The sequence below is a fragment of the Paraburkholderia sediminicola genome (assembly GCF_902859805.1).
Taxonomy (GTDB): domain Bacteria; phylum Pseudomonadota; class Gammaproteobacteria; order Burkholderiales; family Burkholderiaceae; genus Paraburkholderia; species Paraburkholderia sediminicola.
Genome location: NZ_CADIKC010000001.1, coordinates 685380 through 709283, shown reverse-complemented (window position 1 = coordinate 709283; position 23904 = coordinate 685380). Strand labels below are relative to the sequence as shown.

General features: G+C 60.4%; 19 protein-coding genes and 1 pseudogene. 9 read left to right on the top strand and 11 right to left on the bottom strand.

Annotation, left to right across the window (positions count from 1 at the left end; all coding sequences use genetic code 11):
- Positions 1-6: 6 nt before the first annotated feature.
- On the bottom strand, positions 7-1197 hold the full coding sequence (locus R8871_RS03115) for a CaiB/BaiF CoA transferase family protein (RefSeq protein WP_175048993.1): 1191 nt from the start codon (positions 1195-1197) through the stop codon (positions 7-9).
- A 113-nt stretch (positions 1198-1310) separates the two neighbouring features.
- A complete protein-coding gene (locus R8871_RS03110; RefSeq protein ID WP_175048992.1) occupies positions 1311-2225 on the bottom strand; it encodes a LysR family transcriptional regulator in 915 nt (304 codons plus the stop codon).
- Positions 2226-2684: 459 nt separating this feature from the next.
- On the opposite strand from R8871_RS03110, the gene R8871_RS03105 reads away from it, so the two are divergent.
- Both R8871_RS03105 and R8871_RS03100 read left to right on the top strand, forming a co-directional pair.
- Positions 2685-3110, top strand: coding sequence for a hypothetical protein (locus R8871_RS03105; RefSeq protein WP_246287332.1), 426 nt, complete (start codon positions 2685-2687; stop codon positions 3108-3110).
- A gap of 39 nt (positions 3111-3149) precedes the next feature.
- Complete coding sequence (locus R8871_RS03100) at positions 3150-3296, top strand: DUF3096 domain-containing protein (protein WP_093637406.1); 147 nt, start codon at positions 3150-3152, stop codon at positions 3294-3296.
- Positions 3297-3330: 34 nt separating this feature from the next.
- Here R8871_RS03100 and R8871_RS03095 read toward each other — a convergent pair whose 3' ends face one another.
- The gene (locus tag R8871_RS03095; RefSeq protein WP_175048991.1) at positions 3331-4209 is read right to left on the bottom strand and encodes an NmrA/HSCARG family protein; all 879 of its coding nucleotides are present in this window, start codon (positions 4207-4209) and stop codon (positions 3331-3333) included.
- A gap of 115 nt (positions 4210-4324) precedes the next feature.
- Between R8871_RS03095 and R8871_RS03090 the strand changes: the two genes are divergently transcribed.
- Positions 4325-5206 carry a LysR family transcriptional regulator gene (locus R8871_RS03090; protein ID WP_175048990.1) on the top strand — a complete coding sequence of 294 codons (882 nt, stop codon included), beginning with the start codon at positions 4325-4327 and terminating at the stop codon, positions 5204-5206.
- Between the two features lie 249 nt (positions 5207-5455).
- Positions 5456-7372, top strand: a complete 1917-nt coding sequence (locus R8871_RS03085; RefSeq protein ID WP_175048989.1) for an SMP-30/gluconolactonase/LRE family protein — start codon at positions 5456-5458, stop codon at positions 7370-7372.
- A 680-nt stretch (positions 7373-8052) separates the two neighbouring features.
- On the opposite strand, the gene R8871_RS03080 is transcribed toward R8871_RS03085, so the two are convergent.
- The 3 genes from R8871_RS03080 to R8871_RS38375 all read right to left on the bottom strand — a co-directional run bounded on the left by R8871_RS03080 (position 8053) and on the right by R8871_RS38375 (position 8831).
- Positions 8053-8196 carry a hypothetical protein gene (locus R8871_RS03080; RefSeq protein WP_175048988.1) on the bottom strand — a complete coding sequence of 48 codons (144 nt, stop codon included), beginning with the start codon at positions 8194-8196 and terminating at the stop codon, positions 8053-8055.
- Between the two features lie 93 nt (positions 8197-8289).
- Positions 8290-8514, bottom strand: coding sequence for a hypothetical protein (locus R8871_RS38380; RefSeq protein ID WP_246287330.1), 225 nt, complete (start codon positions 8512-8514; stop codon positions 8290-8292).
- 161 nt (positions 8515-8675) lie between these two features.
- On the bottom strand, positions 8676-8831 hold the full coding sequence (locus R8871_RS38375; RefSeq protein WP_246287328.1) for a hypothetical protein: 156 nt from the start codon (positions 8829-8831) through the stop codon (positions 8676-8678).
- 62 nt (positions 8832-8893) lie between these two features.
- Between R8871_RS38375 and R8871_RS03075 the strand changes: the two genes are divergently transcribed.
- The 3 genes and pseudogenes from R8871_RS03075 to R8871_RS03065 all read left to right on the top strand — a co-directional run bounded on the left by R8871_RS03075 (position 8894) and on the right by R8871_RS03065 (position 14058).
- Positions 8894-10615 carry a hypothetical protein gene (locus R8871_RS03075; RefSeq protein ID WP_246287327.1) on the top strand — a complete coding sequence of 574 codons (1722 nt, stop codon included), beginning with the start codon at positions 8894-8896 and terminating at the stop codon, positions 10613-10615.
- 139 nt (positions 10616-10754) lie between these two features.
- Positions 10755-12321: pseudogene (locus R8871_RS03070) on the top strand (amidase).
- A gap of 291 nt (positions 12322-12612) precedes the next feature.
- Positions 12613-14058, top strand: coding sequence for a GGDEF domain-containing protein (locus tag R8871_RS03065; protein ID WP_175048986.1), 1446 nt, complete (start codon positions 12613-12615; stop codon positions 14056-14058).
- A 646-nt stretch (positions 14059-14704) separates the two neighbouring features.
- Here R8871_RS03065 and R8871_RS03060 read toward each other — a convergent pair.
- From R8871_RS03060 to R8871_RS03040, 5 genes are all read right to left on the bottom strand, one after another.
- Positions 14705-15337, bottom strand: coding sequence for a response regulator (locus R8871_RS03060; RefSeq protein ID WP_054040705.1), 633 nt, complete (start codon positions 15335-15337; stop codon positions 14705-14707).
- Complete coding sequence (locus R8871_RS03055) at positions 15334-17346, bottom strand: hybrid sensor histidine kinase/response regulator (RefSeq protein ID WP_175048985.1); 2013 nt, start codon at positions 17344-17346, stop codon at positions 15334-15336. The genes R8871_RS03060 and R8871_RS03055 overlap by 4 nt, the downstream gene beginning before the upstream one ends.
- A complete protein-coding gene (locus R8871_RS03050) occupies positions 17339-19450 on the bottom strand; it encodes a response regulator (RefSeq protein ID WP_322789504.1) in 2112 nt (703 codons plus the stop codon). Before R8871_RS03050 ends, R8871_RS03055 begins: the two co-directional genes overlap by 8 nt.
- A gap of 118 nt (positions 19451-19568) precedes the next feature.
- Complete coding sequence (locus R8871_RS03045; RefSeq protein ID WP_175048983.1) at positions 19569-19967, bottom strand: hypothetical protein; 399 nt, start codon at positions 19965-19967, stop codon at positions 19569-19571.
- Between the two features lie 137 nt (positions 19968-20104).
- Positions 20105-21070 carry an amino acid ABC transporter substrate-binding protein gene (locus R8871_RS03040; protein WP_175048982.1) on the bottom strand — a complete coding sequence of 322 codons (966 nt, stop codon included), beginning with the start codon at positions 21068-21070 and terminating at the stop codon, positions 20105-20107.
- A gap of 226 nt (positions 21071-21296) precedes the next feature.
- Between R8871_RS03040 and R8871_RS03035 the strand changes: the two genes are divergently transcribed.
- Complete coding sequence (locus R8871_RS03035; protein ID WP_175048981.1) at positions 21297-22004, top strand: dienelactone hydrolase family protein; 708 nt, start codon at positions 21297-21299, stop codon at positions 22002-22004.
- Positions 22005-22278: 274 nt separating this feature from the next.
- Positions 22279-23865, top strand: a complete 1587-nt coding sequence (locus R8871_RS03030; protein ID WP_175048980.1) for an alpha/beta hydrolase family protein — start codon at positions 22279-22281, stop codon at positions 23863-23865.
- Positions 23866-23904 lie beyond the last annotated feature (39 nt).

Genomic DNA, 23904 nt, shown 5'->3' with positions numbered 1-23904 from the left:
TCCTGTTCAGATGATGCCGCGGGCGCGCCAGGCGTCGCGGGTCGTCGTGTCGATGCCGAGGTTTTCCAGCACCTCGTCGGTGTGCTGGCCGAGCGTGGGCGCCTGGGTGTTCACCGTACCCGGCGTCGCGCTCAGCTTCGGGACGATGCCGGGCAGTTGCACGGGCGTGCCGTCAGGGAGCTGGCCGTCGAGGATCATGTCGCGTGCGTGGTAGTGCGGGTCGCTCGCAATGTCGGCGACGTCGTAGATTTTTCCAGCGGGAATGCGGGCTTCGTTGAGTGCAGTGAGCACGTCGTCAAGCGTGCGGCGGAGGGTCCATTCGGCGATCGCGGCGTCCAGCCGCTCGACGTTCTTTACGCGGCCATCGTTTTGAGCGAGTGCGGGATCGTCGGCCAGATCCTGACGGCCGATCAGTTCCATCAGACGCCGGAAGATGCTGTCGCCATTGCCGGCGATCAGCGCATATTTGCCGTCGCTGCAGCGATACGCATTTGACGGTGCGATCCCGGGCAAGCTGCTGCCCGCCGGTTGACGCACGGCGCCGAACGCCGAGTACTCGGGCAGCAGGCTTTCCATCATGTTGAAGACCGACTCGTAGAGCGCGACGTCGATCATCTGGCCCGCACCGCCGTTCTGGTCGCGATGGCGCAGCGCGAGCAGGATGCCGATCACGCCGTGTAAGGCGGAGAGGGAGTCGCCGATGGAGATGCCCACGCGCACCGGTGTGCGGTCGGTTTCGCCGCTCAGATGCCGCAAGCCGCCCATCGCTTCGCCGATGACGCCGAAGCCAGGGCGGTCGCGGTAGGGGCCGGTCTGCCCATAGCCGGACACGCGCAGCATCACGAGACCGGGATTCAGTGCATGCAGTTCTTCCCAGCCGAGGCCCCATTTCTCGAGCGTGCCGGGACGAAAGTTTTCGATCAGCACATCGCTTTGCGCGACCAGTTGGCGAACCACGTCCTGAGCTTCGGGCGAGCGAAGATCGAGCGTGACGGATTCCTTGTTGCGCGATTGCGCCGCCCACCAGACGGACGTGCCGTCATGCAGCAAGCGCCATTTGCGCAGCGGGTCGCCTGTGCCGGGTGGTTCGATCTTGATGACATGCGCACCGAACTCGGCGAGCATTTTTCCAGCGAAAGGGCCGGCGATGAGCTGGCCCATTTCAAGCACGCGAACGCCTTCCAGCGGCTTCGTCATGGTTGTCTCCTTGCAAACGTCGTTCTCTTGACGCTCACTTTGCGACAACCCGCGCGTGCTGAAAATCAATGGATTCTCAACGACCCTTTCCGTTCTGGAAAGGGTCGGCGCGTTTAACCGTCGGTACTGTTTGTTCGGCCGGACATGAAGTCGAGGAGACGTAGCGCTTCGGGCGACAGTGTTTCGCGCGACAGCGTGCCGATCCACAAGGTGCGACGCGCCCACGCATCGGTGAGGTTCACGGCGCGCAGGCCCGTCGCGAGAATTTCGGTGCGTACGGCGCCCTCGGGCAATATGCCGATGCCGAGACCGTGCTCGATCATCCGGCAGATGCCGTCGAAGCTGTGCACCTGGATGCGCAGCTTGAGGGCCCGGTCCGCGCTGAATGCGGCATCGAGCAGCCGCGCGAGCAGTGAACTGCCTTCGTTCAGGCCGACGTACTCGAAGTCGAGCGTATCGGCGAAGGCGACTTCTTCGAGGGGCGCAAGGGGATGGCCGCTCGGCACCAGCAGCACGAGTTTGTCCTGGCGATAAACGGCCTTCTCGATACCTGGCGCCAGCACGTTGTCCGCAAAGATGCCGATGTCGGCGGCGCCACTGCGGATCGCCGCGACGATTTCGTCGCTCAAGCGCTCCTCGAGCGATATCTTCACGCTGGGGTTATCGGAGAGAAACGCCTGCACGTCGTGAGGCAGGAACTGGATGACCGACGACGTGTTGGCCCAGACCCGCACGTGGCCGCGCACCCCGGCGGCGTAGTCGCTCATCTCGTTGGCCATGCGGTTCACGCGGTCGGCGACTTGCCGGGCGTGCGCGAGCAGACCCTTGCCGGCGGCGGTCAGCTCGATGCCACGCGGCTGCCGCAGCATGAGCGTGCAATCGATGCTGCGCTCCAGGTCGGCCATGCGTTTGCTGACTGCTGACAACGTCATGCAGGTGCGCTCAGCCGCTTTTGTCAGGCTGCCGAGTTCTGCCACGACGATGAAAAGGCGCAGCGATTGCAGGTCGTAGTGAGAGGAACTGGTCATGGGTGTATGGCGTTTAGCGCGCGGGAAGCCGATAGCCCCGTGCGTCGGATCCTGGCCCGGCGCGGCGGCCCGACTTCGTGTGAAGCATAGCAGGGAGCGGGGCGCCGCTGGTCTGGGCAGTGCCGGACGTTGCGATGCCGGAGCCACGTCGCAGCGGATTCAATCGGCGCGACAACCTTTGCCGGCGCCAGTTTCGACTTGCACAGATGTTGTGCAGGCGTATGCGGATTTTCGTTGTGATTTATTATCTGCTCCAGTGAACGCCACGTGGCGTTGGGGCATACGGGACACCGTGTGCAGTACGTTTCTGCCTTGGCCGATCTGAGCGTCACCGTACAGACTTGCCGGGTCAGCCGTACGATTCTGGGATCTCAACGATCTGCTGCCTCATGTCCTCGAGCTTTGCGGGCAATCCAGCAGAACGATCGCGCTACTACGATGAAACTGTCCGTTCTCCGCATGCTGATCGCCATTCCGTCGCTGGGCGTGGGATTCTCTGCAGCCGTGTGCAATGCCTATGCGCTCGATGCAAAACTGGACTGCCAGTCGAGCCCGCATGATTTCATTGCGCCGCTGCTGGACGAGCAGTCGATCGATGCCAAGCCAATGCGTATTGAAGCGAACTCCGTCAACGCATTTCGTCCCGCGAACGGCAGCAACCTGACGGCATTTGGCTTTCATGTCTATGCCGTCTTCGGGTATGAGCAAAACGATCCCATCTTCAAACAGGGCACAGGCCAGCCGGTTACGCCGCCGACGTACGGCGTGGTGGTGACCGGCTCTGCCGCGGCGGTCGAGGCAAGCGTACGAAAGGCCGGCAGCGATGCGGCCATTCGCGACGTCGTTCCACTTTTTCTCACAGCCGTTTTCTGCAAAGGGCATTGACGGCTGTGCTGCGTGCGCACGAGGAGCGAGGAGACGATCATGCATATGCTCACCAATGCCGGTCCGCTGGTTTCATTGATCGCAGGCATTCTGATTCTTGTCGTGCCTCGCCTGTTGAACTACATCGTCGCGATCTACCTGATCGTGATTGGGCTGCTGGGGCTTTTCGGAAGCCACATTCGCTGAACGCACGTCTTCCTTTTTTCCCCAGCATGTTTGATCAGCCCTTCACCCACGCTGCGGCCGTGGCAACAGCGAAGTCCCGATAGGATCGCGGCTGCCGCCCGAGCAGCGCAGCCAGACGATCGACTTCCGCTTTCGAAGCGACTGCGCCGTCCTGTTGATACCGGCGCATCATCAGGCGCATATCGTAGGCGAGCCAACCTGGCGCGACCGCCTTGAGACGTTGTTCGAGCGTGTCAAGATCGTCGCCGCCGTAGCGGACCGACCGTCCCAGCGCCTCGGCCCAGATCGCAGCGATGCTTTCCGACGTCAGCGCATCAGGGCCGACGAGTTCGTACGTCTCACGCGGTAGCGGATTGGCGGCGCGCTCGCGGCGCAGGAGTTCGCGTGCCGCGGCTTCGCCGATGTCGCGGACATCGACCATGGAAATCCCTTTGCCGCCAATCGGCATGCCGTAGACACCGTGCGTCAGCAGCGGGTCTTTCTGCCTGACGTCGTTCTGGATGAAATAGGCGGGGCGCAGTACCGTCGCCGGCAGATCGCAATGTTCGATCATGCGCTCGACCGTGTGCTTGCCGGTGAAGTGCGGCACGTCGACATACTCCGCGCCCTTGAAAACCGATAGATAAACAATGCCTTTCACACCGGCCTCCCGCGCGATGCTCAGCGTCTGCAGTGCCTGTGTCAGTTCGTCCGCGGCGTTGGGGGCCAGCACGAACACCGTGCTGACGCCGCTCATTGCGCGCCGTACTGCGTCGATGTCGGACAGGTCGCCTTTGACCGCGGTGACGCCGGCGGGGAATTGCGCTTTTTCCGGCGATCGGGTCAGTGCCCGCACTTCGATGCCGCTGCCGTTCAGATGGTCGAGAACCTGCTTGCCGATTACGCCTGTGCTGCCAGTTACGAGGATTGCCATGATTTTCTCCAGAGGTTGAATGGACTGGGTGAGTCCGTGAGACGAACAATAGTCGTTCCATTGAATGGCCGAAAGTGCCAGAATCGAGACATCTCGTCTCGTATATGGAACGATCATGGATTTGACGTCGCTGGCGGATTTCAACGCCGTTGCACTGCATGGCGGCTTCGGGCCGGCCAGTCGCGCGCTCGACCGTCCCAAAGCCACGCTGTCGCGACGCGTGGCCGAGCTGGAAGAAGACCTCGGCGTGCGGCTCATCGAGCGGGGCGCCCGCAGGCTGCGTCTGACCGAGGAAGGTCTCGCACTCCACGAGCGCACGCGGGGGCTCATGACGGAGATTCAGGAGGCGGGGGAAGCGGTCGCGTCGCGTGCGCCTGTGCCGCGCGGGCGCTTGCGCATCAGCGCGCCGGTCGTTTTCGCGCATGTCTTGCTATGCCAGATCGCTGCGCGCTTTGCACTGGCCTATCCGCAGGTCGAGCTCGAAATCATCGCGGAAGACCGCGTCGCGGATCCGGTAGAGGACGGTTACGACCTGGTGATCCGTATCAATCCACCGCGTGACGAGCAGCTCGTTGGGCGGCGCATTCTCGGTGACGAGCGCCTCGTGGTCGCTTCACCGACTTTGTCGATACCGTCGATGCCCGCAGGCGAAGCCGACGAGTTTCAGGTGCCGGCGGTCGTATCGATAACGGCGCATTCCGACCTGCTCTGGAACATGCGCATGGAAGACGGCGGTGAGAGGGTCATCAAGCCGATGCCGGTGTTGCGGATGTCATCGCTGCTGATGGTGCGTGAAGCCGTGCTGCAAGGCGTGGGCGCGGCGCTCCTGCCGCGACTGCTGGTCGAACACGATGTATCGACAGGAAGGCTCGTTTGTTGGGGCACAGAGGCAGGGCCGCCCGTGGAAATCTGGGCGCTTTATAGCTCGCGCCGTTTGCTGAGCGCCAAAGTGCGCGCGTTTATGGACATGCTGAAACCCGAGTCAGTCAGGTTCTGACGCCTGCTTCTTGAACTGGGCAAGCGCGCAGAAGCTCACAAAGCACGCCGGTGCCACGCACATTGTTCTTCTGTTTTAGTCATGCTTGCCGGTCTTATGCGTATGCGATCCTTAATGACAAAAACTTGAGCGATACTCGCGAATTTGCGAACAGCCGGCGATAAATATGCTTGCTGAATTTCTCACGTTTCACTCGATGATTTACGGTGATTTTGTTATCGAGCGACAACCGTCAGGAGAGCATCACTCATGTTCAAGAAACGAATTCGTGCTGCACTGCTTGGCGTACTGATCACCGTAGTTGCGCCGGTGTGCCAGGCGCAATACACCACCGATTGGTTGGCGAACACATTCGGAACGCTTGCCGCGCACGTGGGCAACGGTGCACGTTCCATGTGGGTCGCGCCTGAAGGCGTGATCTATACGGCTTCCCTATGGGATGAAAACGAGGGTGGCGTCGCGATCTATCAGAACGGCAAGAGCATCGGTTCTATTGGAATCAACAGCGAGTTTCAGGGTGGGGCCATCACGGGGAATGCCACATCGATTTTTGCCGCCTTGCAGTACAGCACCGTGTACGGCAGTGGTGCAGTAGGACGCTACAACCGCGCGACTCAGAAACGCGATGTCCTCATCTCCGTGAGCGCCTGGAACGCCGTCAAACACGCCGATGTCATCACCGGGCTCGCCACGACCGGCACTCTCCTTTATGCGAGCGATTTTCCGGGCAATCGCGTCCGCGTCTATACCACCGACGGCGTGTGGCAGCAGGACATCACGGTCTCCGGTCCCGGCGCGCTTGCTCTGGATGGCGCGGGAAATCTCTGGATAGCGCAGCAAAGCGCGGCCACGATCGTTGAATTCAGTCCGGCCGGCGCTCCGCTGAACACTATCCAGATGCCCGCGACATCACGACCGTCCGCGCTGTATTTCGACGCGTCATCAGGACAGCTCATGGTCGGCGACCAGGGGCCCGACATGAATATCAAGCTCTACAACATCTCGGGCACACCGACTCTGGTCGGTACGTTCGGCATTCAGGGCGGCTATCTCGACAGTACAGCAGGCATCAAAGGCCAGGTTGGCGACAAGCGCTTCACTCGTGTTGTCGGCATTGGCAAAGACGCAGCCGGCACCCTGTATGTGCTCAACAATCCATGGGGCGGCGGCTGGGACCTCGGCCGCAACGGCGGCACCGACATCCATGCGTATGACAGCGCCGGCAATCTGCAATGGAAACTTCAGTCCCTCAACTTCGAGGCGGTCGCCGCACCCGACCCGGTTACGGATGGTGCCTACTTCTATGGCGGCACTAACATTTACACCGGCACTGCGGGCGGCACCTTCGTCGCGAATACCGTCGACCCGTTCAGCTATCCGTCCGATCCACGTCTGAACATGAACGATACGCAGCGCGACGAGCATTTCGGTCAGCTCGTGAGCGTGGGTGGAAATCGGATTCTCGTCGCTTCCGGTCAGAACCCCGCCATCTTTTATTTCTATCATTTCAATGCGGCGAGCGGCTATATCGCGATTCCGGATGCGTCGATTCCAGGCACTGCGTTCAATACGACGCGACAGATCACAGGCGGATTCTGCATCGATAGCAGGGGAGACGTGTGGGCTGGTCTGGACAGAACGAATCACATCTATCACTACCCGCTGGTCAGCTTCGACGGCAGCGGCAAACCGACTTGGGGACCGGGCATCGCCATCGCCATCCCGCAGAGCATCCGGCCGTTGACGCGCATCATCTATCTGCCGGAGAGCGACACCATGATTCTCGCGCAGGGCATCGCCGGGAGCTGGGACTGGACGGCGATTCAATCAAGGATCGAGGTGTATCACGGCTGGAGCGCGGGCAACACCACGAAGCCCAATCCGGTGATCAACCTCACCAGTGCCAATCCGAAGTCGATCGCGGCCGTGGGGAATTATCTTTTCGTCGGCTACGTGCATACGGTGCCCAACATCGACGCCTTCAATCTCACCACGGGCAACCTCGATACGACCTTGATCAACTCGAGCGCGGGCACAGTAGATGTGGGCAACGATGTGGATTCGATGTATGGCCTGAGGGCATACCTGAGAGCGGCCGGCGAGTATGTGATCACGAAAGATAACTACAACGGTTCCAGCATTGTTGTTTATCGTTGGACGCCCTGATCGGCTCACTTCGAGGCTATGATCAGACGAGAAAAGATGCGGTGCGCGTTCCACGCTTCGTTGAACTCGCATCGTTCAGTTCTCTCTGTCACTGCATTTGCTATGTGAACGTATTGATATTAATAATATAAAAACGAGCCGCGTTATCATTTGCTCCAGTCGATTTATTTTTCTTCGAGAGAAAGTCAAAGACCTGCGTTTTCCGCGCCCGGTGAGGCAGAGATTTTCCGTTTGCGCTGCTTTGGAAAACCGCTGGGAGCGTTTCCCATAAGATTCTTTGAACTACTACTTATCGTCCCTGATCGTGCCCACGTTACACGAATGAAACGTTTATAATTCGTCTGCCAAAACACTGGCTGTAAGTAATGCCGGGCACGCACCGGCTACGGCATCGATCAAGTAAAGCTTGCGTGGGTAGGCGGTTTCGCGGCGCTGGACCAGCGTCTCTCATACAAATGGGTTGCGAACGAGTCGAGCGACTTTAACGCTACCTGTCAGCGATTTTCACAGCTTTTCCTTTTCGGGAATTGGGCTCGAAACCTAATTAGTTTTAGGTTCCGACAGGCCTCGTCACGCCCGGAATTTGATTCGACTGACATCGAGGACAACGGGTTCGCCGTCAATCACTGATAGAACTTCGCGCAAGACATTCCTGGTTAATAGTAAGGATGCCGTAATTATTATTGCTTAATGGATGACAGATCAAGATGCTGGGCGTGCTGCCGCCAGGCGACGCTCAGTGCGCGCTCGAATGCGTGACGGTATCTGCCAGTGGCTGCCGGCACATCGGAAGCGCCAGTTTCATCAGCAATGAACGCGATCATCGCGTTCGCCGCTTCAACTCTCTCAGTACTCAAAGAACGCCAAAGCGGGACGGCTAGATCGATCTTGCTCAATCCTCGGGGACAACCTGCTTCTTAGCGATACATACGGACAATGAAGAGAAACTTCAAACTTTTAGGAGTTGCGGCAGCAACGGTGTTTGCATGGTTTGGTGCGGAGAATGCGCAGGCTGCTACGAGCACCATCACCGTCGCAGGACTGCAATACAAGTTGTGCGCACAAGAGAACGGCACCTGCAAATTCCTCGGAACGGGCTCGGTGGTGTTCGGCGCAGTGCCGCCCAATTCGCCGTCGGTCATGCTGACTGCCCCTGCCACCTTTAGCAACGGCGTTGGATGCTATGTCGGCGCGGTCTCGCAGACAGATCCTGCGTACGGCTACGGCAAATCATGTTGGGTGAGAGCGGTTGCCGCGAGCCCAACGCCGGCTCCGGCACCCACGCCAACTCCGGCGCCGACTCCTACTCCGACGCCAACTCCGACGCCAACTCCGACGCCAACTCCGACGCCAACTCCGACGCCGACACCGGCTCCAGCTCCGACCCCAACGCCGACTCCAACGCCGACACCGACACCGACGCCAACGCCGACACCGACGCCAGCTCCAACTCCGTCACCGTCCAGTTCGACCCTCTCGTGCGGCACGCCCACACACACAGCTGGCGGAACCGCGAATGGCGTGATCAGCGCCGACACGCCCACCACCGACGGCATGCGTATTTTCCAGAACAACGCAGCGTTCAAGCTCGCGATTACGACGAACGCGCCGAGCGCGGATACGGTCGTCTGGTCAGTGGCGGACTCGACCGGCGCGATCAAGGCGCAGGGTAGTTTTGCGGTCAGCAGCGGTGTGCAAACCAATTCGATTCCATGTACGTCGACATGGTCAGGTTATGGCGCGCTTACCGCGACGCTGCGCTCGAACGGCGGCACGTTGCCCAACACTGGAACGCGTCCAGTGGGTATTGCGACGTTCGGCGTGTTGCCGAACCTCACGTCGGTGCTGGGCACGGTAACGTACGCCCATCAGGATCAGCACCGCTTCGGCATGCAGGGCTTCAACGGCAACATCGCCGCGCTGCATGATCTGGGCATCTCGTGGACGATCGACGACCGCGAGGTATCGGCCATGGAACCCAATGGCCCCAACACGTACACACCGAACGTGAACGACCTCGATCCGTTCTATAAGGCGAATCCTGATCAGATGCGTATCGTGCGTCTCGATGGACTGCCTGCATGGGATTCGAAGACGGGCCAATTCAACGACAGCTACTATGCGCCGTCGAACATGCCTGAGTTCCAGAGCTTCATGGCCAAGGTCGGTACCGATACGAGCCTGATTCGCGCTGCGAACTACCCGAACCAGCAAAGCAACTATTACCAGGTGACGTGGGAGCCGAGCCTCGGCTGGGCGGATAGCGACGCGAACTTCGTCGCGATGTACAAGGCCGCGTATCAGGGCATTCACTCGACCGATCCGAACGCCGTCGTGATGGGTACCGGCAATCCGTTCCCTTCAAATTGCGACACCTGCACCACCGGCTATCTGCAGAAGTTCGGTGCGCTTGGTCTGTGGAATTACATCGACGCAGTCTCGACGCACGGCTACTGGAATGCGGGCACTTATCCGGCACATCCGCCGGAATTGCAGGACTCCGATCCGGATCCGGCGAACCAGGCGAACGCACTCGACAATCAGATGACGCAATTGCGTTCGGTGATGCAGGCGGGTAAGCCGAACATGAAGCTCTTCTTCACCGAAGCAGGCACGAGCTACGATCCGGGTCTCAACTACGGCCCCACGGTGCCGTCGCAGAACCAGTTGTTCGCCCACGCTGCGGTTGGCGTGCGGTCGCACATCATTGTGCTTGGCGGTGGCGCGCAGTTGACGACGCTTTTCTATGGTCCTGACTATCCGGGCGAAGTGGGATATGGCTCGTTCTTCGACCTGAACGACGCACAAGGTGCTTACGGTGCAACGAACCTCTCGCCGAAACCCGAAGCGATGGCCTTCGCGACGATGACACGTGCGCTGGACGGCACGAACACATTGGGCCGGGTTACGGGTACGCCGTCTGGAACCTATGCGTATGCGTTCCAGCAGCTTGGCAACGGCAAGGTGGTGACTGCCGCATGGGCGCATAGCAACGCGCAGTGGCCTGCGAGCAGTGGCCTCTATAGCCAGACCTACTCGACGAGCTATTCGCTTCAGGTCGACGGCGCCGGTACATCGGGCAATGTGACGAAGATCGATGGCTACGGCAATATCAGCACGCTGGCCTATACCAACGGCAAAGTCACGCTGACCCTCACCGAGGTGCCGCAGTACATCGTCTCGAACAACGCAACGGTTGCCAAGGCCAATGCGACTGTTCCGGTCGGGTATACGGGCCAGTAAGGTCCGGGTCGTACCGACGCGCCGCCGGGGAGAGCGGCGGCGCGTCGATCAACGCGAAGTGGTAGCGGTTGGATGAATTTTGGCGGGATAATCTCGCCAGCTTCGGACCGCTACCACAAACGTCAATTCAAACCTCTCCATGCGACGACGCAGATTCTTTGAATCAGTTGGCTTATTAGCCGCCGGGGTATTGTCAAAAGGCGCCAGCGCCGCATTGCCGACATCGGTGCCTGCCAGGCACTCGCCGTTCAACGCGCAAGGCGAGACAAGCGCCACGCAGGCCGTGCGTCATGCTCTAGGCCGCATCGAAGCGATCGACCGGGGCGGCCCGCGGTTGCGCAGCATGATCGAACTGAATCCCGACGCCATGCAGATCGCGGCCGCCCTGGACGCCGAGCGTCGCGAGGGCAAGCGCCGCAGCCAGTTGCATGGCGCGCCCGTCGTTATCAAGGACAACATCGCGACCGGCGACAGGATGGCAACGACGGCAGGTTCGCTCGCCCTCGACGGCGTTCGCGCAACCCGCGATGCCGATCTCGTGCGCCGCCTGCGTGAAGCGGGCGCGGTCATCATCGGCAAGACGAATTTGAGCGAGTGGGCGAACATCCGCTCCACACGCGCGACTAGCGGCTGGAGCGCGCGCGGCGGCCTGACACGCAACCCCTATGCGTTGGACCGGAACACGAGCGGATCGAGCTCCGGCTCCGCGGCGGCGGTCGCCGCGGGGTTGGTGGCCATGGCGATCGGCACGGAGACAGACGGCTCAATTGTGTCTCCTGCATCGATCTGCGGGGTGGTCGGACTCAAGCCGACTAAGCCGTGACGGCATCATTCCGATTTCACACACACAGGACACGCCTGGTCCCATTACGCGCTCGGTCCGCGACGCGGCGTTGTTGCTCTCGGCGATTGCCGGAGCGGACTCGCGCGATCCGCAAACATCGGTTGCGCCTGCACCGGACGACTACTTGCGAGCCTTGAACAAGGACGCGTTGAAAGGCGCGCGGATTGGTGTCGCGCGAGAGTTCTTCACGGGCCACGACGAAGTCGACCGGCAGATCGAACTGGCTATCGCACAGCTGCGGCTGCTCGGCGCCGACGTGATTGATCCCGTCGATTTGCCGCGAGTCAGTTACGACAAGGAAGAGCTCTCCGTATTGCTGCATGAATTCAAACATGATCTACCGCTGTGGCTGGATACGTTCGCGCCACATGCACAGGTTCGCAATCTTGCCGATGTGATGGCTTTCAACAACGCGCATCACAATCTCGAACAACCTTACTTTGGCCAGGAACTCTTCACTCAGGCTCAAGCGCTAGGCGATCTCGACAGCGATGCGTACAAGCGTGCGTTGGCCACGTGCCGTACGCAGTCTCGCGACGAAGGATTGGACCGCGTACTCGCTCAGCATGGTCTGGATGCGATCGTCGCGCCGACGGGCGGGACCGCATGGCTGACCGACTTCATCAACGGCGACAGCAGCAATGGCGGTTTTTCAACGCCGGCCGCTGTGGCCGGCTATCCGCATCTGACAGTGCCGGCCGGGCAAGTGCGTGGTTTGCCGGTGGGTTTGTCGTTTGTTGGGCCAGCCTGGAGCGAGGCGCGGTTATTGGCATTGGGTTATGCGTTCGAGCAGGCAACCCAATGGCGCAGGGACCCGCAATTTCTGGCGCGCTCCAGCATGCCGCCGTTGGCCCGCGACTGAGCAGGTCATCATTGCGACTGTGACTCAAGCAGGCGCCTGAATCTGCTGCCCACTTGCCGCGTTTAGCGGAGAGGGCGAACCCTGATCACTTTCGGGTGTTCGCCTGACATACCATCAGCTAAGATTATCGATATTGTCGGCTTACACAAGAGAAGCTGAATCGCCATCGGCTTCGCGATGGTTTTCACCTGGCTTCCTCAAGTTCGGGGTGAAATCTTGGACCGCTCTCCAAAATCGATACATCTCGCATGGTTCGCCTTGTCTTTTCTGGGCGCGCACGCAGTTTGCCTGATGCTGTTTCGATCCCGGGCGACGCTGGTCACTTATCCGTTTCTCATACTTGCTCCGTCGTTCGCGTTTGCGGCCGCCTGCTGGCGCGCTCGCGCCGCGCAGCGACAATCGCGCACGCCGTGGATTCTGCTCGCTGCCGGCCTGTTTCTGTGGGTCTGCGGCATTGGTTTCAGCGCCTGGGAAGATCTGTTCCAACAGATGCCGGGGGGCATTGCGTGGTTCTCCGACTTCTGTTTCTTTCTCTATGGCGTGCCGATACTCCTCGCCATTTCGTCCGTTTCAAGCAGGCAGCGAATCCCGCTCTTCGTGTGGATGGATGGAATTCAGGCAGTATTGACCGCCTATCTTGCGTACATCACCATCTTTACCGTAGTGCCGTTTTCCGATACTGCGCTCGAGCCAATCTCGGCTTCGGTCCTATTGCTGACCTACAACGTCGAGAACATTGTTCTTGCTGTGGCGGTGACGCTGCGTCTTCGTCTTTTGCCGCGAGAAAAAGACCGCGGGTTCTACAAGCTGCTGTGCGGCTACTTGTGGATCTATGCAATCGTGGCCGGCGTGTACAACAATTGGGCCGCCTCTTCAGACGGTCATGCTGTGATCGACGTGATAGTCGACGTTCCTTTTCTTCTGTTGGGCGCTGCGTGCATGATGCGGCCGTCGCAGGAGCGCGAAGCTGATGTCGATGAGGAGACGCGGCCCCTTGCCGTTGTCATCGAGAACGGTAGTCCAATTTTTTATACGCTGGCATTGCTCGCGTTGAGCATTCCGCTGATGCGCGAACACTTTTATGTCGGGACGGTTGGCATAGTCACCGCGTTAGTCGTCCACACCATACGAACGGCAGCTTTGCAAAGCCGATTGGTGCGAACCCAGCAGGAGTTGCGCGACGCGAGAGACCGCCTCGAAAAGATTGCACTCACGGACGCGTTGACCAATGCGGCGAATCGCCGTTGCTTCGATCAAACGCTCGCGCTCGAATGGAACCGTGCGGCTCGCAACCAGCTCCCACTCGGCTTGCTGCTTATCGATATCGACCACTTCAAGAAGTTAAACGACCGCTACGGCCACCCAACGGGGGACAGGTGTCTTGTTGCGGTGGCGAGCGCTTTGCAAACCGCTCTGCCGCGCAGTGGCGATCTGCTTGCACGCTACGGTGGCGAAGAGTTCGCCGCGATCCTGCCGGCTACGGACGAAGACGGCGCACGCCAGGTGGCAGCGAAAATGCTGGCTGCCGTCAGCTCGATGGGTATCAGGAATGAGACGTCGCTTGGCGACTTCGTGACGGTGAGTATCGGGATCGCCGTTTTCGGATCGGCCGGTATGGGTTCCGTGCACCAGATCGTTGAGGCTGCGGATCGAGCGTTATATCGCGCGAAGGAACGAGGGCGAAATCGTATCGAATCGATCGGGCAATGGGATTTCCAGGGGACCGGTTCAGTATAGTGACGGCCCGTACGAAGTGCGGCTCGTTCCTTTCAGATACCGCTGGGCATCGGTATCGGACGGCTGCAATGCACACCGTTCTGTCTGCATCCGTCTATTGTTCATACAAATATAATTCGGATATCTTATACGGGAGAGTTAATGATCCTTTCTCTCAAGCCGACACCGCAGTCTGTCTTTCATGGCAGTACCAGTTATCTGGTTTGCCTAAGGCCGATTGTCTGCAAATGGTTTAATCCGGCAAAGGTTTGCGGAAGAATTAATTTCTCTATTGAATTAATGACTTGCGAGTCAGCCGCATTTCTATTGCGGTAACTGATCGGAAAAAAAAGCCGACACATTGTGTCGGCCGGAAAGACTCTGGCGTCCGAGGATTGCATGCCAGAACCTGAGAGACGGTAATCAGTCAATTTTACAGATCACAATGCAAGGTGCGGGCATTATTGCCACATACCAGGATTTAACAATTTAGCGGCGTGCTTTCTCAGAACAGGGTTATTTTTAGAGTGCCGACTTCGCTGCGGAGTGATCATAAACGAAAAGCTCCTGATAAGCATAAGAAGGTCAAAAAAATTTGTCGACCGGCCACCGCCGAATTCGGCATCGGGAAATGCTGATGTTCGCGTAGGGATTTCCTTAGTTGAATTCATTCGGTACTAATGTGATGCCTGATCGCATAGCGAATCAATTCTGAATTATTAGTGATCCCCAGTTTTTGCATGAGGCGCATTTTATGTGTACTGATGGTCTTCGCGCTGAGTGCGAACGCTTCAGCGATATCGTTGATGCTTTTACCCGCGGCCAGCGCTTGCAACACCTGGAATTCGCGATCGGACAGCATGTCGTGCGGAGGGGTGTCGCCGGAGTGAGTGCCGAAAATCATCGAGTCCACCAGCTTCGGATCGATGAATCTGCCGCCTTCGGCGAGCTTGCGAATCGCGGCAAGCAGGATCTCCGGGTCGCTGTCCTTCGTGAGGTAGCCGGTTGCGCCGGCGCGCAGCGCGCGCGAGACGACCTGAGCCTCGTTGTGAATGCTCAGCACGAGCACGGGCAGGGCGGTGTATTCGGCCCTGATGCGCCGGATCAGGTCAATGCCGCTAATACCCGGCATGGTCATATCGAGCAGCAACAGGTCGGGACACCGTGCGCGTAGTTTCTCGAGCACTTCGGCGCCTTCGGCGGCCTCGTCGGCGACGATCATGTCGGTGGTGGTCGCGATGATCTGCTTCAGCCCACCTCGCACGATCGCATGGTCGTCTGCAATGAGGATCTTTATCATGTGCTTTTCTCGGTCCTGAGCGGGATGTGAATAGAGACGGTTGTGCCCGCGCCGGGCGTGCTTTCGATCTGCAACGTGCCGCCAATCAGCCGCGCGCGTTCGCTCATGCCGAGTAATCCGTAGGAATAGCGCCGGCGCGCCGCGGGCAGATCAAAGCCGCACCCGTTGTCGCTGATATGGAGTGTCAATGCGCCGTTGCTTGCGTCCAGCGTGACGTCGACGCGCGACGCGTCGGCGTGGCGCGCAACATTGGTCAAGGAGGCCTGCGCGATACGGAATACGGCCGTTGCATGCGCATCCGGCAGAACCGGTTCGCTGCCATGGATCAACAACTGGCACGGCATGCGATTACGTCGAACGAAGTCGTCCACGAGCCACTCGAGTGCCGACAGGATGCCAAAGTTTAGCGCAGCCGGCCTGAGGTGGCTGGCCACATTGCGCACCATCCAGATGGTCTTCTCGACCAGCTCACGCATGTCTTCGGTTTTCCTGGCGGCTTCCGAATCGCTGTCGAGCCGCATCCGCAGTAACGACACGTCCATTTTCAGCGCGGTCAGCAATTGCCCGAGTTCGTCGTGAATTTCCATGGCGATCCACTTTCGTTCTTCTTCGCGAACCGCCTCCATGTACGCGGACAATTCGCGCAAGCGTTCGCGCGACTCGAGCAGTTCCTGTTCGACCCGCTTGCGTTCCGTCATGTCCTGAATCGTGCCGACCAGCTTGAGCGGATGGCCCGGCCCTTCGTGCGCTGCTTCGACGTGAAGTTGTACGATGCGTGGCGCGCCGTCTCCGCCGGTCAGGCGGCAATCGAGAAAATGCGGCTGCCGGTCGGCGATGACCGCACGCACGGCGCGCCGTACAGCGGCCCGGTCCTCAGGATGAATCGCCGCGCGCAGCGTTCGATAGCTGGGCCGCACGCCGTTCGGCTCCAAACCGAGGATCCGGTACATTTCATACGACCAGTGCGTGACGCCGGCGGCCGCGGTCCATTCCCAGTCTCCAAGCTTGGCCAGCCGCTGGGCGTTCGCAAGACTGGCTTCGCTGGCGCGTAACTTCTCTTCTGCCTGTTTGCGCGCGGTGACGTCGTTGAGACCGACATAGATTGCCGGGGCGTCGGCGAAGGTCGCAATCCGAGCAGTCGCCACGGCCCAGAAGTGCTCACCTGCCGAATTCTTGAACTTGATCTCGTTGTTGGTGAATCCGCCTTCGTGGCGCAGAAGTTCGACCGTTCTGTCGCGCTCCGTCGGGTCAACATAGAAGTCGCTCATGTAGGTGGTGGCGCGATCTTCCACGCCGAAACCGAACAGCCAGCGGAACGGCCCGTTCATGTAGAGGACCTGCCCATCGTCCATGGACGTAATGCACAACGGCACCGGGCTCGTCTCGACGATGGTGCGAAAGCGCGCTTCGCTCGACACGAGTTTCGTTTCGGTCCGTATGCGTTCGTCGATTTCGACAAGCAGGCTCGCATTCGCGCGCGCGAGCTGGCCGGTCCGTTCGGCGACGCGGTCTTCGAGTTCGTCGCGCACGCGGGAGAGGGCTTCCTGCGCCTGCTGGCGAACCGCGACCTCGCTCGAGAGACTTTCGTTTTGCGAACGAAGTGCCTTGTGCATGGCGCGCAGCGCGAGGTGGGTGCGAATGCGCGCCAACATTTCGGCGATCTGGAACGGCTTGGTGACGTAATCGATTCCGCCCGCCGAGAAGCCTTCGACGAGGTCGTCGGGATCGGCGAGCGACGTCATGAAGATCACCGGAATTTCGCGGGTCAGCTCATTGCGCTTGAGCCGGCGACAGGTTTCAAAGCCGTCTATGCCGGGCATTTTCACGTCGAGCAGGATCAGGTCAGGCTGCGAAAATTGCGCCCGCTCGAGCGCCTCCTCGCCGTCGAGCGCAACGAACACGCGAAAGCCTTTGTCCTCGAGACTTTCGGCCACGACACCGATGTTGATCGGCGCGTCGTCCACAACCAGAATGGTGGCCGGTTCTGCCGCGATCGTTATGTCATTCATGGCTGGCCTTCCTCTCGAGATATTCCTCCGCGAGCAGCAGGATGGCCTTTGACTGATAGCCCTTCACGAGTGCACGCAACTCTGTTGTGAATAGCAGATTTCGCGCGTCGAGGGCCGCCATCCTGTCGGCCCATCCGGCGATGGCACGCATGTCGCCTAGACGGGCGAGACGATGCAGCTTGTCCAGTTCGTCATCGGGCAACACGGGGGCGTGCGTGTGCGATGCGTCAGGATGCGGCGAGTGAGGCGTCGGCGAGTCAGTCCACTTGAGCGCCAGCAAATCCGCCAGATGGGCCTGCAGCCGGTCGAAATCGACCGGCTTGGGCAGGAAGGCGTTCGCGCCTGCGTCGGTGCTCCGTTTCGCATCGCTCCAGGAAGGATTTGCCGACACGGCGATGATCGGAATATCGCCGTGTCCCGGCAACCGGCGCAGTCTGCGTGTGGTTTCGAGCCCGTCCATTTCCGGCATCAGGATGTCGGTCATGATGAGCGACGGAGCCTCGCTGCGCGCCTTCGCGAGCCCCTCATGCCCGCTTGCGGCCTCGATGGTGTCAAAACCCAGTTGATCCAGAAGTTCGACCAGGACCGCCCGATTGACGGGTTCGTCGTCGATCACCAGCACTTTGCGGCGCGGACCGGTGTAACCCGTCACGCGTGGCGCGGCCGGCGTTGCCGGGGCGGTGCGTGCTGCGGGCGCATCGGCGGCGGCCGGCGCGAGATCGAACCAGAAGACGCTCCCATTCGCGACCGTGCTTTCCGCGTGGATTTCGCTACCCATTGCGCGCACGAACTGCTGGCTGATCGCGAGGCCGAGCCCGGCGCCACCGGCGCGCCGGTCGGGGCCGCCGGCCTGCTCGAAAGGCTCGAAAATCGCGCCGAGCTTGTCGGCCGCGATGCCGATTCCCGAGTCACGCACGCAGAAACGCACGAAGCCGGAGGGCGCACGGCTGACTTGCAGGCTGACACAGCCTGTGTCCGTGAATCTGACGGCATTCGCCAACAGATTAAGCAGCACCTGCCGTAAGCGGCGCTCGTCTGCCCGCACGGCGCAGCCCAGGTCGGGGGCGAGCTCGCATAGGAATCGCAGGCGTTTTTGCTCCGCCTTCACGCTGATGATGTCGTGGATCGTATCGAGGACACCCGGCAGCGATACGTCGGCCATTTCGATGCGCATTTTGCCGGCTTCGATGCGCGCGAAATCGAGCGTGTCGTCGATCAGCGTCAGCAGATGTTCGCCGCTACGGTGGATCACTTCGACCGCGTTGCGCTGGCGCTCGCTCTGGCTGCCGTCGCGCAGCAGAATCTGCGTATAGCCGAGGATGCCGTTCAGCGGCGTGCGCAGTTCGTGGCTCATGTTCGCGAGGAATTCGCTCTTGGCGCGGTTGGCGGCTTCGGCGAGGTGCCGCGCTTCGCGCTGAGCAGTGGCGTCGCGTTCGGCGAGATAGGCGTCATGCAGCCGCGCGCCCATGCTATTGAACGCGGCGACCACGCGATCGAGTTCGTCTGGCCAGCGTGGCTGGCGGCGCGGCAGGACAAACGGCTTGGGCGCCGCACGGAAGTCGTATTCGCCGACCAGTCGTGCAATCGTGGCGAGATGCCGCGTAACGAGGCGCGAGAAGATGTAGATGGTGAACAGCGCGACGATGAACGTATAGGTAGCCTGACTGATCAGAATGACCAGCGCGGTTTGCGCCAGCGCCTGATAGAGATTGGCAAGCGTCGCTTGCACATAGAGGGTGCCGATCTTCTGCTGGGCGCCGTGGATCCGGTAAAAGATCGGAAATTCGCGGGATATCACGGCGCCTGTCCTGCGCTCGCCGGCCGTCACCACCAGTGGCGTCGCGCTCGCGCCGGTCTCGCGCACCTCGGCGGCGCACATGTCGGCAAGCCGCAGAATGCCGTTCAGTTGAAGCTGGAGTTCAGTGCGGTTCAGCTGCCACAGACCCTCGCCAAGACTGTCCCGATTGCTTCGATCGATGTCTGATAAACGTGTTTCGATCAGCTCGACCCCGCGGCTATAGTCGCGATCAAGCTGGAGTGCGGTGAGCAATAACGTGACCGCGCAACTGAACAGCAGCACGGTGGCCAGCAGCCGAAAAACCACGCTGTGCCTGAATCGGCCGGGCGAGACAAGGAGTGAACCAACGCTATTCGCCAGCATATTTCCCCGCGAGTGCTGTGATTCTTGTTGGTGTATTCTGCACTCGTCGCCGAATTGCGGTCTATAAGGGGCCGTCGAGGAAGTCCGCTGCGGCAAACGCCGGTACCTGACCCGCTGCCTTCGCGAGCCGCACGCGCGCCCACATAATGCCTGCGCCGTTCGCGGCTCTCGCGCCACGCGGCAGCGACTCGCCGATGATTTCGCGGGCGTTGCCGATGATTTCGCGGACCAGGGCCGACTCACGAGCACTGAGCTTCGTGGCCTGGAACTGGCACAGATCCGACATGGCGTCAGCCAGACGCTTGACCACAACCGTATCGTGGCCGGTCAACGGCCAGCAGTGCAAAAGATAGGCGAGTGGTACCAGTTTTCTTTCTTCACACCAAAGCTCGAATAGACGTACGCACAACTCGTCAATGCGTTCGACTGTTTTCTCGCGCGGCAAAAAGTAGTCGTTCATAACGGGAATCCGGCGATGGTATGTAAAGAACCACTTTAAACTCAGCGCTTGAGTGTCGCCGTCAGGTAGTCCGGACTATAGGCTGGTGGTTTCCTGATTTTTGGGTCAGGAAATCCTTAACGCCTATCGTCCTCACATCAATTCCGTTTCTTGCCGTCGAAGGGATCGAGCCAGAGTTCTTTGCGATCCAGAGGCACCCATGACGGGAGCAAGGGATTCTTCAAATCGATCAGCACGCGGCGCTCCAGATGCAGATCGGTGATGCCTTGCGCGAAGTGTTCGCGGAATAACGCCTCAAAACTCCCGTCCTTCAGCATGGCTTCGAGGCCGTCCCGAATCCGCTTCGCCAGTAACGGCTCGGTTTGGCTGACATAGAAGAACTGCGCGTACGGGTATCGGATCAGCAGATGCGAGTCGATCCTCATATTAGGGTAGGTAGCTTGAAAGGCCTTGATTTCACGCGTGATTTCAACGACTCCGCGCGGGAACATATCGAAGCGGTGGTCAGCCAGCATCGGAAAAAGCAGGTCGTAGCGGCTGGCGGTGACGAGTGGAACGCCGGCCGCGCGGTAGATGGGGACGTCGCCCCAACCCTGGCCCTGGCCAATGCTGAGTGTGCGAAGGCCCTGAAGGTCGTGGACGCTGTCGAGTTTCGCCTGTTCGCCCTCATTGATCAGCGCCACGCGGTAGCCGAGCAGCCCGCGGTCGATGGGAATCGGCACTGGAATCGCCGCGGTGTCGAGTTCCGCGTGTCCGGGCTCGCTCGCCATGACGTTGATCAGGCGGCCCGATATCACCTCGTCGATCTCGCGTTGGGCCGACATCGGTGAAAAATAGGCGTCGATGACGTACGGGCCGTAGGTCGCTACGGTGTGATTCAGCGCGGTGATAAGAAAGGCCCAGCGGCCCTCTCTCACCACGTCCCCGGACAGGCGAAGAATTCGCACATGAGTAACGGGGACGGTCGGCGGGCCGGGCAAGCCGGCGTTGCCGAAGGTCGGATTCAATAAGACGCCGGCAATAAGGAACAGCACCACTGATGGTTTGAAGCGTCCGCGGAATCTGAAGCTGCGGATTCCATCAATGTGATCGAGAACGAACATGAGTAGCCTGAACCGGAAACGACGGGTAAGCCGCAGTATGGATTCGAGGGGCGGCTTTGGCCAAATTCAATCAGGAACCGGACCATGGATCGCAACGAGGTGACGAAGGAGATCATCGCCGCAAAGTCGTGACGTACAGGTCGTATTGATCAGCTTGCCGGGGGCTCAGCAGACACTGCCACTCTGGCGCTATGCTAGCGGCTTCGGCTACTTCGAGGAGCAACTGATGCAACGCACTGCAGGATCGATGATCACGTTTAATCGCCCTGACGGCAAAGACGTTCAGGGTTATCTGGCCAAGCCAACGAAGCTGGAGGGCGCACCTGCCATCGTCGTGATTCAGGAATGGTGGGGCTTGAACGACCAGATTCGCGGCGTGGCGGACCGGCTCGCGCAGGCCGGCTATCTGGTGCTGGTGCCAGACCTCTTCCGCGGTAAGTCGACGGTTGAAGAGGCCGAGGCGAATCATTTGCTGAGCGCACTCGATTTCGGCGATGCCGCGACGCAGGACGTGCGTGGCGCTGTCCTGTATCTGAAGCAGCACTCGGCGAACGTTGGCGTGACCGGTTATTGCATGGGCGGCGCGTTGACGTTGCTTGCACTATGCAATATCCCTGAGGTGTCGGCCGGGGTGGTGTGGTACGGCTTCCCTCCGCTCGAGTACATCGACGCATCGAAAATCAAGGTTCCGGTTCTCGGTCACTGGGCGACCCAGGACGAATTCTTCCCGGCTGAAACGGTCGATGCATTGGAGTCCAAGCTCAGCGCGGCCAATGTCGACGTCGAGTTCCATCGCTATCTTGCGTACCACGCGTTCGCGAACGAAACGGCGGTCGGGCCGGGCCGCATCTCCAGGACCCAGTTCGATCCGGTCTGGTCGCAGCAGGCCTGGGACCGCACGCTGACCTTCTTCGGCCGCACGCTCTGGAAGTAGGCCGCACGCGCGGACCACATTGAAAGGTCGACGCAAGCTGCGACCTGAACCCATCAGCCAGTGGCGAGCCCGGTCGGCGTTTCTTATGCCGAGCGGGCCTCGTGGCCGGACATCTCATGACGCATTCCATTGCAAAATTCGTGAAGGATGAGGCTGGCGGCACGCCAATCTGTTTACCTATACTCCTCTCACTCTGTATGTAAGGCAGCCCAATCGCCGCAATACCAACAAGCACCAACAAGCGCCAAGAAGAACCAACAAAACGGAGCCTCACATGCCTGTAGCGATGCGGAACGCGGCCCTCGTGCTGCTGACATGTTTCACGTTGGGCGGCAGTGCTTATGCGCAAGCCGGCTCCGGTTGCGATGAGGGATGCAAGGCCCGCGGCCAGCTACTCGAACAGCGCGTCACGCTACGGCTCAGCGCCGCGGCGTTTTCGAAACTGCTTGCGTCGAACGCGTCCGGTCAGCAACTCGCACAGATCGCCGGCGCGCCCGCCTGCGGGGTCGAGATCGTGACCTTCCGCTACCGCACCATCGGCGGCGCGGGCGAGCCCACCACCGCCAGCGGCGCACTGATGATTCCGGGCGGACGGTCGGCGGCATGCAGCGGGCCACGTCCGTTAATGCTCTACGCGCACGGCACGACCGCGTACCGCAACTACAACATTGCCGATATCACGCAAACCGATCCGGGCAACGGCGACGGCGCCGGAGAAGGCATCAGCGTGGCCGCCATGTACGCGGCCCAGGGCTATATCGTGGTGGCGACTAACTACGCGGGCTATGCCGGCTCCGACCTCACGTATCACCCCTACCTGAACGCAGACCAGCAATCCGCCGATGTGATCGATTCGCTGCGGGCGGCGCGGACCGCACTGAGTGCGGCAAAGCCGGAGAGAAAGACGCGCGAGAACGGCAAGCTCTTCGTTACCGGTTATTCGCAAGGCGGCTTCGTGGCCCTCGCGACGCATCGTGCCTTGCAGGCGGCCGGTGTCAAGGTCACGGCGTCCGCACCAGGATCGGGTCCGTATGCGCTTGCCGCCACCGCGGACGCGCTCATCGAAGGCGAGGTGAACCTGGGGTCGACGTTGTTCACGACCTTGATCGTGACGGGCTACCAGCATGCCTACGAGAACATCTACCGCAAGCCCGGCGATTTCTATGAAGCGGCCTATGCCCCGGGCATCGAGAATCTCCTGCCGAGCCTGCAGCCGCTCGATACGCTATTTTCGAAAGGGAAACTACCCTCGACGCAACTCTTCAGCAACGTTCCGCCCGCGCCGCAATATGCTTCGATGACGCCGCCGACTTCACCGCCCCTCACCCCGCCCTCGTTGACGCCAGTGTTTGCTACCGGATTCGGCAACGCCAATCTCGTGCGCAACGCTTATCGCCTGAGTCTTCTGGAAGATGCTGCGGCCAATCCCGATGGCGCGTTCCCCAACAGCACGGTGGCCTTGACGCCGGCGGCGAACCCGATGCACCCGCTGCGCCAGGCGTTCAAGCGCAATGACTTGCGTAACTGGTTGCCGCGCGCGCCGGTTCTGCTGTGTGGTGGCGGCTCGGATCCCACCGTGTTCTTCTTCAACGCACGCATCGAGCAGGCCTACTGGCAGAACGCCAAGGTGCCGGCAGGGCTCACGTCCGTGCTGGACGTGGACTCTCCGATCTCCGGGCCCAACGATCCGTACGCGCCTATCAAGCAGGGCTTCGCAAGTGCGAAGGCGACGCTCGCGAACCAGGCAGTAGCGGGTGGTGCGACTGACGGTGGCGCCTCGGCCGTGCTCCAGGCCTATCACGGTGAACTGGTCGCGTCGTTCTGCATGGTCGCCGCCAGGGCATTCTTCACAAACTTTTAAGCGCTGCCGTCTGCCGCTATCATTCGCAGACAACGAGAC

Coding starts and splice junctions, on each gene's coding strand:
- R8871_RS03035 (WP_175048981.1), top strand. CDS start 21,297: ATGCAACGCACTGCAGGATCGATGATCACGTTTAATCGCCCTGACGGC.
- R8871_RS03095 (WP_175048991.1), bottom strand. CDS start 4,209: ATGGCAATCCTCGTAACTGGCAGCACAGGCGTAATCGGCAAGCAGGTT.
- R8871_RS03090 (WP_175048990.1), top strand. CDS start 4,325: ATGGATTTGACGTCGCTGGCGGATTTCAACGCCGTTGCACTGCATGGC.
- R8871_RS03115 (WP_175048993.1), bottom strand. CDS start 1,197: ATGACGAAGCCGCTGGAAGGCGTTCGCGTGCTTGAAATGGGCCAGCTC.
- R8871_RS03080 (WP_175048988.1), bottom strand. CDS start 8,196: ATGATCGCGTTCATTGCTGATGAAACTGGCGCTTCCGATGTGCCGGCA.
- R8871_RS03030 (WP_175048980.1), top strand. CDS start 22,279: ATGCCTGTAGCGATGCGGAACGCGGCCCTCGTGCTGCTGACATGTTTC.
- R8871_RS03055 (WP_175048985.1), bottom strand. CDS start 17,346: ATGAATGACATAACGATCGCGGCAGAACCGGCCACCATTCTGGTTGTG.
- R8871_RS03040 (WP_175048982.1), bottom strand. CDS start 21,070: ATGTTCGTTCTCGATCACATTGATGGAATCCGCAGCTTCAGATTCCGC.
- R8871_RS03045 (WP_175048983.1), bottom strand. CDS start 19,967: ATGAACGACTACTTTTTGCCGCGCGAGAAAACAGTCGAACGCATTGAC.
- R8871_RS03110 (WP_175048992.1), bottom strand. CDS start 2,225: ATGACCAGTTCCTCTCACTACGACCTGCAATCGCTGCGCCTTTTCATC.
- R8871_RS03100 (WP_093637406.1), top strand. CDS start 3,150: ATGCATATGCTCACCAATGCCGGTCCGCTGGTTTCATTGATCGCAGGC.
- R8871_RS03060 (WP_054040705.1), bottom strand. CDS start 15,337: ATGATAAAGATCCTCATTGCAGACGACCATGCGATCGTGCGAGGTGGG.
- R8871_RS03105 (WP_246287332.1), top strand. CDS start 2,685: ATGCTGATCGCCATTCCGTCGCTGGGCGTGGGATTCTCTGCAGCCGTG.
- R8871_RS03085 (WP_175048989.1), top strand. CDS start 5,456: ATGTTCAAGAAACGAATTCGTGCTGCACTGCTTGGCGTACTGATCACC.
- R8871_RS38380 (WP_246287330.1), bottom strand. CDS start 8,514: ATGACCGACGGCGAATTGGGCGGCACTGCGCCGAACACCACCGAGCCC.
- R8871_RS03065 (WP_175048986.1), top strand. CDS start 12,613: ATGCTGTTTCGATCCCGGGCGACGCTGGTCACTTATCCGTTTCTCATA.